12 protein-coding genes are annotated in these 13,345 nt (G+C 51.2%); 8 read left to right on the top strand and 4 right to left on the bottom strand.

All coding sequences use genetic code 11. The features are described from left to right. The first annotated feature begins 298 nt into the window (after nt 1-298). Complete coding sequence (locus tag V4U88_RS00160; RefSeq protein WP_334071194.1) at nt 299-1,315, top strand: polysaccharide deacetylase family protein; 1,017 nt, start codon at nt 299-301, stop codon at nt 1,313-1,315. Nucleotides 1,316-1,368: 53 nt separating this feature from the next. Beyond that, nucleotides 1,369-2,673 carry a WD40/YVTN/BNR-like repeat-containing protein gene (locus tag V4U88_RS00155; RefSeq protein ID WP_334071193.1) on the top strand — a complete coding sequence of 435 codons (1,305 nt, stop codon included), beginning with the start codon at nt 1,369-1,371 and terminating at the stop codon, nt 2,671-2,673. A 20-nt stretch (nt 2,674-2,693) separates the two neighbouring features. On the opposite strand, the gene V4U88_RS00150 is transcribed toward V4U88_RS00155, so the two are convergent. Further along, nucleotides 2,694-4,691 (bottom strand): LuxR C-terminal-related transcriptional regulator, encoded by a 1,998-nt coding sequence (locus tag V4U88_RS00150; RefSeq protein ID WP_334071192.1) that lies wholly within the window; start codon nt 4,689-4,691, stop codon nt 2,694-2,696. Nucleotides 4,692-4,820: 129 nt separating this feature from the next. On the opposite strand from V4U88_RS00150, the gene ilvB reads away from it, so the two are divergent. From ilvB to V4U88_RS00135, 3 genes are all read left to right on the top strand, one after another. Continuing rightward, on the top strand, nt 4,821-6,518 hold the full coding sequence (gene ilvB / locus V4U88_RS00145) for a biosynthetic-type acetolactate synthase large subunit (protein WP_334071191.1): 1,698 nt from the start codon (nt 4,821-4,823) through the stop codon (nt 6,516-6,518). A gap of 206 nt (nt 6,519-6,724) precedes the next feature. Next, nucleotides 6,725-6,910: a hypothetical protein gene (locus tag V4U88_RS00140; protein ID WP_334071189.1), complete on the top strand. Its 186-nt coding sequence runs from the start codon at nt 6,725-6,727 to the stop codon at nt 6,908-6,910. 218 nt (nt 6,911-7,128) lie between these two features. After that, nucleotides 7,129-7,533, top strand: coding sequence for a DUF2500 domain-containing protein (locus tag V4U88_RS00135; RefSeq protein WP_334071188.1), 405 nt, complete (start codon nt 7,129-7,131; stop codon nt 7,531-7,533). Nucleotides 7,534-7,583: 50 nt separating this feature from the next. Here V4U88_RS00135 and V4U88_RS00130 read toward each other — a convergent pair whose 3' ends face one another. Further along, nucleotides 7,584-8,909, bottom strand: a complete 1,326-nt coding sequence (locus tag V4U88_RS00130) for an FAD-dependent oxidoreductase (protein ID WP_334071187.1) — start codon at nt 8,907-8,909, stop codon at nt 7,584-7,586. Between the two features lie 238 nt (nt 8,910-9,147). Here V4U88_RS00130 and V4U88_RS00125 point away from each other — a divergent pair, with 238 nt between their 5' ends. The 3 genes from V4U88_RS00125 to V4U88_RS00115 all read left to right on the top strand — a co-directional run bounded on the left by V4U88_RS00125 (nt 9,148) and on the right by V4U88_RS00115 (nt 11,788). Next, nucleotides 9,148-9,570: a cell wall hydrolase gene (locus V4U88_RS00125; protein ID WP_334071186.1), complete on the top strand. Its 423-nt coding sequence runs from the start codon at nt 9,148-9,150 to the stop codon at nt 9,568-9,570. Between the two features lie 197 nt (nt 9,571-9,767). After that, nucleotides 9,768-10,172: a spore coat protein GerQ gene (gene gerQ / locus V4U88_RS00120; RefSeq protein WP_416367238.1), complete on the top strand. Its 405-nt coding sequence runs from the start codon at nt 9,768-9,770 to the stop codon at nt 10,170-10,172. Between the two features lie 335 nt (nt 10,173-10,507). Then, nucleotides 10,508-11,788 carry a hemolysin family protein gene (locus V4U88_RS00115; protein WP_334071184.1) on the top strand — a complete coding sequence of 427 codons (1,281 nt, stop codon included), beginning with the start codon at nt 10,508-10,510 and terminating at the stop codon, nt 11,786-11,788. A gap of 74 nt (nt 11,789-11,862) precedes the next feature. On the opposite strand, the gene V4U88_RS00110 is transcribed toward V4U88_RS00115, so the two are convergent. Then, nucleotides 11,863-12,726 carry a hypothetical protein gene (locus tag V4U88_RS00110; protein ID WP_334071183.1) on the bottom strand — a complete coding sequence of 288 codons (864 nt, stop codon included), beginning with the start codon at nt 12,724-12,726 and terminating at the stop codon, nt 11,863-11,865. Beyond that, nucleotides 12,677-13,285 (bottom strand): RNA polymerase sigma factor, encoded by a 609-nt coding sequence (locus tag V4U88_RS00105; protein ID WP_334071182.1) that lies wholly within the window; start codon nt 13,283-13,285, stop codon nt 12,677-12,679. Before V4U88_RS00105 ends, V4U88_RS00110 begins: the two co-directional genes overlap by 50 nt. Between the last annotated feature and the right edge of the window lie 60 nt (nt 13,286-13,345).

The raw sequence follows: 13,345 nt of genomic DNA, 5'->3' as shown, positions 1-13,345 counted from the left end.
AATAAGTGATATTTTCCATACCTTAGGTTGTGCAGAACAGGACGACCTTAATCAGCACGCCCGGATGGCCGGAACTTGAGAAATCCGCAACAAAACATGCGGATATGTATTTATTACTCCCTACATTTTACATGAAACAATGAAAATTTAAAGTAAAACATGGAATTAAAAATATTTAAGTTTTTTCGTGGCTTTGTAACGGCGGATTAACCAGGATGTAACCATATTGTAAGGACACTACCTCTCTTTTTATATTATTCTATTAATAACAACGGAAGAGAGGTTTTGGTGAGAGGGAATGTCCTACATAGAGAGAATGGAAGAACAAGCGGCGAGACAATCCAGATCGTCCAAACACGGGAAGGCTTCGCAGAGCAAAATGAAAACATTGATCATAGCAGCGTTGATTCTGTCGTCCACGTCGCTCGCATTCTGCGTCTATGCCGCCGGCTCCGTCATTCAGAAATCCAAGACGTCCGGATCGGTAACAGTGACGGCTCCCAAGTATTTGGAGGCCAATGAAACGGATGCGGCGAAGACGCAAACGGACATGGATTCTCCGGAGAAGGCCGCTGAGCCCCCCGCAACGGAAGTTGACAAGGCGGACGACGCGAATACGACAGAGCCGGGAACGCCGGCCCAAAACAGCAATCCGGCCCCCAACCAGCAGAAGCAAGCCGTCCAGACCAAGGAGACTGCGGCCCAAAAAGTAGTTTATTTAACGTTTGATGACGGCCCCAGCAAATACACCAACCAAATTGTAAATATTTTAAATCAAAAAGGCATCCATGCCACTTTTTTTATGATCGGGAATCAACTGCAGGGGAACGAAAAGGCCGTCAAAACTGCGGCGCAGGCCGGAAATTACATCGGCATGCACAGCATGACCCACAACAAGAAAACTTTGTACAAGAGCGGAAGCTCCGCTAAATTTCTTAAGGAATACAAGCAGGAGCAAGCTATGATCAAGAAAATCGTAGGCACTACCCCTTGGTTGATTCGCGCTCCATACGGAAGCCATCCTTTTATAGGGAAGACCTTCCGCGATGACATCGCAGCCGAACGCTTTAAAATGTGGGATTGGACGGTGGATTCCAAAGACTGGAGTTACCCGGGCAAACCCGATCGAATTATCCAGGAAGTCAAACGGCAGGCTCATCGGGACACCGAAGTCATTTTGATGCATGAGAAAGCGCAGACCGTACAGGCGCTGCCGGAGATCATTTCCGTTTTGGAGAAGAAGGGCTATTCTTTTGCGGTCTACAAACCGGACCAGCATGTCGTCGTCAACTTCTCGAAGGACCAGCGGTTATAAAAGATATGTTATACTTGTCTCATCATCTAGAATTAGGACAGTGAGGTGATTGTTTGTTCAAGTGGTGGTGCAACTTGGCGGGATGTCTTTTGACGGCGGGTTTGCTGCTTACCGCCTGCGCTTCGGAACAACCTGCGGATCCTGTCTCCTCTCTCCAAACGCAGCATGATGAGGGAATGGCAGAAGAGGGGCAGACCCTAACTATCGTCAACCCCGAACCTTCGCCAAGCCCCAATACTACATCTCCGGCGGAGGCCGAGACGGGAGAATATCAAATACAGACGCGCCTGACCGATTTTAAATTAATGAGCGACACGGCCGGATTGGCTTGGGGGTCGACACGCAGCGAGCTGCGCTTATATACGACCCGGGATAACGGGAAAACCTGGACTAATATATCCCCTTCTTCTTCGATTCAATTCCCGAACAACCCGCAGTATGGCAAGGACTTGTTTTTCAAGGACCTGGACCATGGCTGGGTTGTAAGAGATTCGCTCGGCTCCGGGGAGGCCATCGTGCTTCGGACGACAAACGGTGGAGGAACCTGGAAGATGACCTCGCTACCGAAAGCCGATGACGTCTCTTCGATCTATTTCGTCAACGAGCAGCGGGGCTGGATCTTGACCGTCGGTGACGGTGCGGACAGCATTGAAGCCAAGGCGGTATATACCACAGCGAACGGCGGGGCGACATGGGAGAAGATAATGAGCACTCCATTGCTTCCGACCGATACATCCGCGGCGAATCACACGCTGCCCAAGCTGGGAAAACCGGATGGAATGATGTTTACCGATCAGAAAAACGGGTATGCCACTCTGATCGAAGATGGAGCTCCCACCCTTTATGTCACTGTGGACGGGGGACATCGCTGGACCAAGAGCGCCTCATTCTTTGACGAGAGTAAAATTACGGGATGTACCCGCTTTACGACAACCGCGCCCCAAGGACTGAACGCGTCCGGGACGGCGGCATGGGTAGCCGTAGGCTGCGGAGGAGAGGGCGCTTTGAAATATAACGGATATTTTACGCAGGATGCCGGAAAGCACTGGAGTCTGGCTCTGCTGGGTTTGCCGTGGCAGAGAGAAGAGGACGGGGGGTTGTCCACCACGTTTTTAAATTCCCAGGAGGGGTGGACCCTGCAGAAATCGGTTATAATGCATACCGTGGATCAAGGGAAAACATGGTCACCTTTGCCGGAGAGCAGGAAGTTGCGGGAGGTTCTTGCGGACTATCCGGAGGTCGTGAAATTGCAATTCCACTCCCAAAAAACCGGATGGCTGTTGGTGGCCAACCATGATAAAAAAAGATCATTGCTTATGCAAACGCAGGATGGAGGGGTCAGTTGGCACGTGCTCTAGGAGCATGGCCAACTGACTTTTTATTTGGAGTCCGGCAGATCCCTCAACATGGCGGAAACGAGCTGTGTTCGATTTTGGACACATGCTTTGCGCATCATGGCAGTGAGATGTTTTTTAACTGCCGCTTCGCTGATATAAAGAGCTTGGGAAATTTGCTGGTTGGTCATCCCCCTCAGCAGTTTGTCGGCTACCTCCCGTTCCCTGGCGGTAAAAAGAGTGAGCTCGCCCGCGTCCGAAGATGGGACCGAACTGTCAGGCCGGGGTAGAGGCCGGGTCATCCATTTTTCAAACAGTTGAAACAAGCCCGAACCTCGACTGTCCGCTACGAACGTAAACGCCTTGGTTTCGCTGTCATAGTAGGTATGATCGGTACCCGGAATAACTTCGAAGCCCAGGTTTCGGTAAGCGTCCTGAAAATAAGGATGCGGAGGTGGAGAAACAAAGAGCCGCTCCCCCGACAACAAGTATTTTAACGTAAAGTGCACCAGGATGGAGCGCTGATGATCGTCTTCCAGGTTCTCCATATCCATGGCGAGCAGAAAATAGCCCTTATGGCAGTCCGGCCCGGATAATTGCTGGATCTCCGCAAGTTCCTCGGACGCCAAGCTTTCAATATAGGCACGCGAAACCGGCGAGGAGGCCAGGAGGGAGATATGCTCCCGGTTCACCGGCACGACGGCCGCCAGCCCGAACAGTTCTCCATCGTGGTTTCTAAACAGCTTCACGGTGTCCGGGTAACTCTCAACCAGCAAGATCGGTTGAGCCGGATTGAATCGGAGCAGGCTCTCCTCCCGGGTGAGCCGGTAGCGATATTCTTCCCCCGTCTCCGGGTCCGCACAGATGATGCGGCAGGGCCGGGCGTTTATTTGACGCTGCCGGATGTAGGCTTTGGCTTCCTCCAGGTTGCCGGGATCCGGTTGTTCCAGAACATAGTGAATTCCCTCGACATGTCTGTAATGGGCTCTCAAGACGGGATTGCCGAGGTACTGCATCAGTTCCTCCACTTCTTCCGTAACGTCGTGAGCCTGTACGAGCTTTTGCTGCAGGCGGCTGGTATAATAATTCACCGTCGCATTTCGGAGCTGTTCATACCGTTCAGGGGTTCTCGCTTTAACCCGATTTCGCAGCGCCTCCCGAATCAGCCGGTTAATCTGCCAGCCACGGCTATACTTCCGCACGAAGGAGAGCTGAATCAAACGATCGAAGGCGGTGGAGGGAAGGCTCCTTCGCAATAAGGCCTCCAACCGCTCCCGGTCAAAATGCCGCAGAAAGGCGGCAACTTCCAGAACGTCCGTTAGCTCCTGGCGATGGCTTTCCTCCAGGCCGTAGTCCAGCAAACAGTCAAGCAGGGGCTCCAGCCGGGGGGTTCCCACTTCTTCCGCGGAATCCAGAATTCGGCTCATCTTTCCGGACCACAGGGACAACATCAGCGGATGGCCTTTGGTGTGCAACCAGGCTTGATCCAGATCCGTCATACGGGTGATCCCGCTTCGCTTCATATATTCCTCCGCTTCGTCGCGGCTTAACTCGCTTAACGTCATGGACACAATCATAGAAATCCAGGCCGGTGACGAAATCCAGGACCTGAGCAAAGGGTAACGGCTCCCGATGAGAATGAAGGTATCGACAGGGAGCCTGGGTATCAGTGACGTACGTACCCATTTGTCCAGCGGACCGGCTTCCTCGTAATGGTCCAAGACAACAAGGAGCGGGCCGCTTGCAGCGGATTCATGCAGACACCATAAACCGGTTTCCCCGTCACCTGGACCGATCTCACGGAAGTCTAGCAGAACCTGGCGGAATCCCATACTTTCGGCCTGTCTTTTGAATTGGCCCAGCAGCTCGGTTTTGCCTATGCCGGGGGGACCGTATACATTCAGAATCCGTTCGTTACGTTGCCCCATATTTATTAAATATCGCTGAAAAGTCTCCTGCTCGCGGGCTCTTCCAACGAATCCATGTTCCTGAACCCGATGCAGAATATCGCCGATCGATTTGACGTCTTTTCGCTCTATCACGCTTCAAACCTCCGGTTCCTTCCATAATTTATCTAGAAGTATACTATCAAAATCCACGAATGGATAGTTACGGGAGGGGATGGTGATGTGATATTTTTTGTGCATTAGTCAGCGAAAGGACGAGAACGGATGAATCTAAACGAAGAAGTGGAACTTGTGACGGGATCGGAGATCCTGCTAAAGTCTTTATTGAAGGAAGGGGTCGAATGCGTATTCGGTTACCCGGGCGGCGCGGTGCTATATATCTATGATGCCATGCACGGAAATGAGGAGTTCCGGCATTTGCTGACGCGCCATGAACAAGGGGCGATTCATGCGGCTGACGGTTACGCGAGAGCAACCGGCAAAACGGGGGTATGCCTGGCGACTTCCGGCCCGGGGGCGACCAATTTGGTGACCGGCATCGCGACAGCGTATATGGACTCCGTTCCGCTTGTGGTGATTACCGGCAACGTCGCCAGCCACTTGATCGGCACGGATGCGTTTCAGGAGGCCGATATTGTTGGAATTACCCAGCCGATCACCAAACATAGTTTCTTTGTACGCAGGGTGGAGGACCTGGCCAAAACCGTCAAGGAGGCGTTCTATATCGCAGGCACCGGGCGAAAAGGACCGGTGCTGATCGATATCCCGAAAGACGTTTCGGCGGCTTTGGCTCCGTTTGAGTACCCCGAAACGGTGTCACTGCCGGGTTATCGGCTTGTTGACCGGCCGGAAGCCGCCGTCATCGGCAGGCTGCTTGAAGCGGTCCGCGCTGCCCGCAAGCCGGTCATTGTCGCCGGTGCTGGCGTTATCCATGCCGAGGCCTCTGCGGAGCTGCTCACTTTCGCCGAGCGCGCCCGTATCCCGGTGACAACCACTTTGCTCGGCCTGGGCGGTTTTCCAGGCGGTCATCCCTTGTGGCTCGGCATGCCGGGCATGCATGGAACGGTCAGCGCGAATCGAGCCTTGACGGAGTGCGATTTTCTGCTCGCGGTCGGAGCACGGTTCGACGATCGGGTAACGATGCGGCTCGATGCGTTCGCACCGGAAGCGAAGATTGCGCATATCGATATCGATGCCGCCGAGATCGATAAGCTGGTGGAAACGTTCATTTCCGTGGTGGGCGATGCCAGGGAGGTCCTGGCGATGCTGAATGAACGGTATTCCGAAGCGCCGCGAACCGATGAATGGGTAGATTATCTCCTTGGCCTGAAAGAGCGGTACCCGCTGCGGTATCGGGAAGAGGAGGGAGTGCTTAAACCACAATTCGTAATTGAGATGCTGTCCAGAACAACTTCGGGCGAGGCCATTGTGACCACCGACGTCGGACAGCATCAGATGTGGGCTGCTCAGTTTTTCACCTATAAGCACCCGCGCAGCTTCTTAAGCTCCGGCGGTTTGGGAACGATGGGCTTCGGGTTTCCCTCCGCGATCGGCGCTCAAATCGGCAACCCGGACCGGCTCGTCATTTCGATCAATGGAGACGGGGGCATTCAGATGTGCTCTCAGGAACTTGCCATCTGCTCGATTCACCAAATCCCGGTCAAGATCGTCGTCATTAACAATCGGACGTTGGGGATGATCCGCCAGTGGCAGGAGGTTATATACGATAAACGCTACAGCCATATCGACCTGTCGGGGAGTCCGGACTTCGTGCTCCTGGCGCAGGCGTACGGGGTAAAAGGTTTACGGGCGGACAATCCCAAGGACGCCGAAAGGATTTGGGCGACGGCCATGGAGCATCCGGGCCCGGTACTTTTGGAGTTCGTGGTGGATAAAGACGAATTGGTGCTGCCGATGATCCGACAAGGGGATACCTTGCGAGATATGATTTTATGTGAATAGCGATTGTGGTCCGAAATAAACCGGTATGCGCTTTATTAAACACCGCGAATACCGGTTTTGTAAGAAAAAGCAGAAAAAAAACGATGTTCATTAATTTGTGAAAATTATCACGTGCACTATTTCGACTTTGTGATATATTTAACTTGTAAGAAGGAAACACCACAAAGGAACGCAAGTTCTTAATAAAACATTAGGAGTGGATCCTCATGAAAACAGCAAATCAAGAAACCGTAACCCGCAACTTCCTCCAATTCTGCTACACCTGCGAAGACGCTCATCTGTGCACGACAGAGGAAGCTTGCCAAGCATGCTGGGCGGAGCAAGGACTGTGCGAACGGGATACGCAAGCGGCCGATGAAACTCAAGAATTGCTTCAACTCTACTATGCATGATTCCAGCTCTTCATTTATAACCACTTTCCAATAACCTTCGATTCTTGGCCCAGGGATCGGAGGTTATTTTATTTTGTCCAAAAAAAGTAGGACAAGGAGGCATATTTTCTCCACCACCTGAATAACAAGTTTTGCTCCGGGCGGCATATACATAGGGTAGTAAGAAACGATACAGGCTTTCGCCACCGTCAGGTAGTTTGTGACAAGGAGGGAGAAGGATGCAGTCTGGGGTAGAATTGTTCGGGGTGATGAATCAGGCGATTCCGGTCTTTCTGGTCATCGCCGTCGGAATGCTGATTCTAACAGGGGCAAGGGGCTTCACGCGTTATCTGTCCGACAACCGGCAGCCAGTGCTTACCGTACGCTCCGTCATCGTGGGAAAACGGACCGAAGTCTCCCACAGACATGATACGGACCTCTCGGTAAACCGCTCGGACAGCACATACTATTTGACGTTTGAGGTGGAAAGCGGAGATCGCCTGGAATTCGTCGTTAGCGGAAAAGAGTACGGTCAATGCTCGGAAGGGGATGAGGGAAAGCTGACCTTTCAGGGGAGCAGGTACTTTGGCTTCGAACGCTTAACAACCTACCGGGCGGGGCTGCAGGAGTACAGACATTACTAATCCGGAAATTGAAAGGAGCTGCCAGCGGGCGGCTCCTTTCAATTTTAGTCCTACAGCGCGAGTGCTTTGGTTTCCAGCCTCTGGTTAAGCAGCATCTGAGCCGCGGCGCGTCCGCTGGAAAAGGCGCGTTCCGCCAGCTCGCCTTTGCCCTCGCATCCGTCGCCGCAAAACAGGAAGGGGACGCCCGGAAGCTTGTTGGGCAGAAGCTTGTTGCTGTAAATATTTTTGACGCTTGCCACCATCGCCTTTTTCGACACTCGCTTCACCGCCGTGTGTTCCCGCCAGTCCGGATAATACGTATCGAAGAGGGCTTCCATCTGCCGGGTTTTATTATCCAGATATTGCTTTTTCTCTTCTTCATCGGTAAAATCGTCGTTCAAGTAGGCGATTCCCTGCAGCAGTTGGCCGCCCACAGGTACTACAGTGTAATCGGTAGCTGAAACATCGCTGATGAACACCTTGTTATCCATATCGCTGATATAGTGGAATGGACGTGCGACCACTTTGGAGAACCCGACATCGTAGACCAGGACTTCGGTGCAGGTGTTGTCTTTGTAAGGATCGAGCTGAGTTTTCCACGGTGTGGTCTCGAGCATTTTACATACTTGCTGTACCGGCATCGCGAAAATGACCTGATCGAATTCGAGAGCTTCGCGACTCTTCGTATTCAAGAGGTATTTCCCCTTCTCCATCACAATCGTTTCTACCGGTTCTTTGACGGCAATGTCCCACTTCTCGTTCTCCCGAATTTTGCTTACAAGCTGATCCGTGATCGTCGCCCAGCTGCCGAGGATATAGTTAACCGGTTTGCCGGAAAGAAACAGGTTATGGTAGTACTCGGCAATGACCTCGCCCGATACTTTACGCGCGTCTTCGGGCGTAATAAAAAAGTTGGAGCTGACCAGATGCTCCCAAAGTTCTTTCACATCCGGGGCGGAATTGGATTTGTCGAGATATTCTCCAAGCGTACCGTAATGTTTCAACTGATGAATATGGCTAATCACGGCGGCGACTTCGGCAACGAATCGTACTTTCTCCATTGCGGTAAGGACTCCGGTCTTCATAATATTGACGAAATCCAGCGGAGCGGGGGTCAGACGGCCGTGTTTGGCATAAACGACCTTACGCTTATCCACTTGCTTGCTTTGAAACTTCAGGTTCAGCTCTTCCTCCATATGCTGCAGGGTATGGCGGTCGATTCCATAGACGGCATGCGCTCCATAGTTCAGGGTAAAACCCGACTTCTCGTAAGTAAAAGCACGGCCTCCAAGCTGGGGACTGCGTTCAAAGACGATACCTTCCGTGTCCGGTTGAGCAGATAAGTACGCGGCAGCTGTCAAACCGGCCAAGCCGCCGCCGATGATTGCGATTTTCATGAGAAGAACCTCCTAAAAGGTTTTAAGTTAAGGAAGAAATTCTTGTTCTGTTATCAGTATATGCTATTCATGTAAGCGCGTCCATAGAAATGGACACGAAATATTCAATTTTGCAATCGCATACACTTCCATTTCGACAAGATTCGCTTGACAGACTTTTTTATCTGGGCGTTTGCACCTGGATGGGCATTCGCACATATGATGTATCGTTCAGTCGAGAGGAAAGGGGGAACGGTATTTGGCAGTCATTAAAGCTAATTCCGAAGATGTGAAGCTTCTCGCCAGGTTAATGCGGGCAGAAGCCGAGGGAGAAGGCGAGCAAGGGATGATGATGGTCGGTAACGTCGGTGTAAACCGGATTTTGGGGGGATGTCTGGACTTTCGCAATATCCGGAACATGAGGGATATGGTTTTTCAATCACCTGGCGGGTATGAGGCGACGCAAAAAGGATATTTTTATCAAGGTGCCCGTGAACGGGAAATTCGTCTGGCCCGGCGGGTCATCAATGGCGAGCGGGTTAGGCCCGCTACCAATGCGCTGTGGTTCTTCCGGCCTGCGGGCGACTGCCCCGCTACATGGTATAACCAGCAAAATACGGGCAGATTTAAAGCGCACTGCTTCTTTGCTCCATCCGCGGAAGATTGTCCTGACGTGTATTAAGGTTAATGCTAAGGCGTACTCAAGCAAGGGAATCCACCCACTGGGCTTTTCATAAACGAAGGATTCAAGAACATAATTAAGGAGGAATATACGGCATGTTTAATCCATCATATCGGCCGGTTACTTACACGATTGGAGTCGGAGGCTCCGGACAATATCCCGCGGGAACCGGGACGGGAACGGGAAACGGAACAGGAATGGGCATGGGAGGCGGGGCAGGAACCGGAGCGGGAATGGGAACCGGAACCTATCAACAACCTCCGCAGGTTCCCAGCGGCAGTCCGATGACCCCTTCGGGCACCGTGATGCCCGTGCAAATCCCTACTTACGAGCAATCTTACATCGAGAACATTTTACGTCTGAACCTCGGGAAAATCGGCACGTTCTATATGACCTATGAGAACAACTCCGAATGGAACGCGAAGATCTTTAAAGGCGTTCTGGAAGCCGCGGGCCGGGACCACATTATTATCAGTAATCCCAGCACAGGGCAAAGAACCCTGCTGCTGATGGTGAATCTGGATTACGCAACCTTCGACCAACCGCTTAACTATCAATATCCGGGAACACCCGGCACGCTGCCGGCAATGCGCAGAGTGTAAAAGAACCTCAAAAACAGGGCCTTTCAAAAAAAAGGTTCTGTTTTTTGTTTCGAAAAAAGCTGATTCTTACGGCCCGTATAACAGTCATACACACGGGTTTGACTGTGTAGTTTATAATTATATAATTAAAAGTAATTAAGCATGTACTTTTTGTTTCATGATGCAAATGCTCTTAGCAGAGGAGATGAATCCATTGGGAAATTGACGATATATGCGAGTATCCAACATCACTATCATTTTAAACCGCGAAGGAGGTGCACCTATTCACCGCAGATCGCGCGGGAATAGGAATCGTATTGACAGACCCTTTACCGAGTCTATTATCTTTGGGACTCATGCTGTTGCTGGTCCTGCTGAACGGCTTTTTCGTATCCGCCGAATTTGCCATCGTTAAAATCCGAAGCGGACGGATCGACGCGCTGGTCGAAGAGGGCCGGAAAAGCGCCGTAATTGCCAAAGGTTTGCTGAATCATCTGGATGGGTATTTATCCGCCTGTCAGCTCGGAATCACTTTATGCTCTTTGGGGCTGGGTTGGTTGGGAGAACCGGTAGTCGCGCGTATGATGAGCCCGCTGTTTGAGATTGCGGGATTCGGCGAAAGTTTGGTGCATATTGTTTCTCTGTTTGTTTCCTTTTTGCTGATCGCCGTGCTTCATATCGTTCTTGGGGAGCTCGCTCCCAAAACGATCGCCGTACGCAAAGCTGAGCAGGTGACCTTACTATCGGCACGGCCGATGCGGGTATTTTACAAGCTGATGTTCCCATTCGTCTGGCTGCTTAACCGCCTTTCGAGCGGTCTGCTGAGATTGCTTGGGATGGCCCCCGTCACGGAGCAGGATTCTCTGCATACCGAGGAAGAGATCCGCGTGATGATGAAGGAAAGTTCGGAAAGCGGGCTGATCGACAGTACAGAAATGTCGCTCGTCGACAACATTTTTGAATTTGCGGATACCACGGCCCGGGAAATCATGATTCCCCGGACGGAAATGATCTGCTTATATACGCAGAACACATTGGATGAGAACCTGACTATCGCCCTCGAGGGCACTCGAACCCGTTATCCCGTATGCAATATCGATAAAGACCATATTATCGGATTTATTCATATTAAAGATTTGATTCGTTCGAATACGCAGGATTACCGGGATCTGCTGCGGCCGATCATGGCGGTCCCCGAATCTCTACCGATCAGTGACTTAATGAAGCGGATGCAGCGCGGGAAGACGCAGATCGCGATCCTGATTGATGAATACGGGGGAACCTCCGGCATGGTGACGCTGGAAGACATCGTCGAAGAAATCGTGGGGGAGATTCAGGACGAATTCGATGAAGAGCGGCCCGGTATTGAACAGTTGGATGAAATGACGTATTCCATCGACGGGCTGATGCTGATCGAATCGATCAACGACCGATTCGGCTTCGAACTGGATTCCGATGATTACGATACGATCGGCGGCTGGTTGTATTCGCGCATTGACATTCTTCCTCCACAGACGGGACAGACCGTGGAGCACGAAGGTTACACTTTCGTGGTTGAAGAAACCGACAACAAGAGAATTTCGCGCGTCAAGCTGCTCAAAGAACAGCTTCTTCCGATCGAGGAGGCGGGCGCTTAACTAATAAACTAGTAAAGAAGGGCAGCTCCCCGTCGGAGCTGCCCTTCTTCCATCTCCATTTGGCTTGAAACAGCTTATTCTATGCCGTTTGCAATCCGCAAAATTTCTTCTCGGCTCACATCGCCATAAGCCATAAAATGAACATTCCCCAACATCAGGTTAATTTCGGATTTGTTGTTCCCTGTTCCCAAATAAGCAAGAGTCCCGTCATCCAACTCAACCTCTTCCGTCTTTTCGGTATAGAAACTTGTCATCGTCATGATTTCATTTTGCAGCAACAAATCGAAAGAGATCCTTAAATAGTGGCCTTGGGCCGAATTATAACGGAGGTGGGCGCTTGTTCCGAACGGGTGAGGATTTTCCCGGATATCGGCCGGAATAACGATCTCAATACTTTGAAGCGTAAAGCGCTCCGGAACGTAGGTCAGATTCGGAAGGGGAAAGCCTAGGGATTTCCTTGCTTGTTCCTCGCTTACTTCAACGACTTCGCTTACATCCGAAGCAGCGAGATGGACGGACTTGCCTACATTCTGAATTCCCTCCGCATTAGGTTCCATCGGGGGAAGCGACGACTTTACCCCGGTCGCATCGGTCTGCCTTCCGTTTCCAAAAACGAGTTGCGTGACGCCGTTACCCCAGTTTTTTAACTCCTGATAAATGGGGGAGATCGCTTGGGTAGCCAGGGGAGGACTGAATAATACAGCGCCGATCAGCATCGAAGCAGCTACGATGCCGACGAGCCGCATTTGCTTAAGCTGCTTGCGCCGGATTTTGTCCCTCAAGAGCTTCTGGTGTATTCTTTCCCAAGACTTGCGGCGGTCGGCATCCGTATAAGAGGGGAGGGCGTCGACGGCTTGTTGGAAGGCTTGATCAAATTGGGTTTCAAAATCAGCGGGATATACCCGACTTTTGGTGCTCACCTTCTTGATAATCGCCACCCCACTCTCTATAAAGCATCTTCTTGATCCCTTCCCGCGTTCGAAACAACCTTTGCCTGACAATATTCTCACAGAGCTTCATGCGTTCTCCGATTTCCCGGTAACTCAATCCCTGCTTCCAGCGAAGTTCAATCAACAGACGGTATTCCGGTTTAAGCCCCTTTAAATAAGCGTGGATCGCTTCTTCCATCATTTTGGTCTCCACGGTTTGTTCTACCGAGGGAACTTGCAGGTTAATCGGCTCTATATCCATATAAACACTCTCAACATCCAGATGGTTACGAAATTTTTTGTTTTTTCGAAAATAATTAATGGTCGTGTTTCGCGCCACGGTTTTCAGCCAAGCCTTCATGCCGCTGACACTTTCGAACTCCGGTTTTTTGGTGACCACTTTTATAAAAGCTTCCTGAATAATATCCTCGGCAGCCTGATGGTCTTTAACAAGATAGTAGATGGTTCCATAGACAAGATCATAAAAAGCGTAGTAGACATCTTCTTGAATCGTATCCGACAGATTCTGAAATTCGGCTCCGAGCAGCCATTCCAACCGATCCGGCATGGTACTCCCCTCTCTAGCCGCTAGGCACTTTGAATCTAAAAAAAACCAATACCTCGATTT

The sequence above is a fragment of the Paenibacillus sp. A14 genome (assembly GCF_036864815.1).
In the GTDB taxonomy this organism is placed as follows: Bacteria; Bacillota; Bacilli; order Paenibacillales; family Paenibacillaceae; genus Fontibacillus; species Fontibacillus sanfengchensis.
This window is presented reverse-complemented; position numbering and strand designations above follow the sequence as displayed.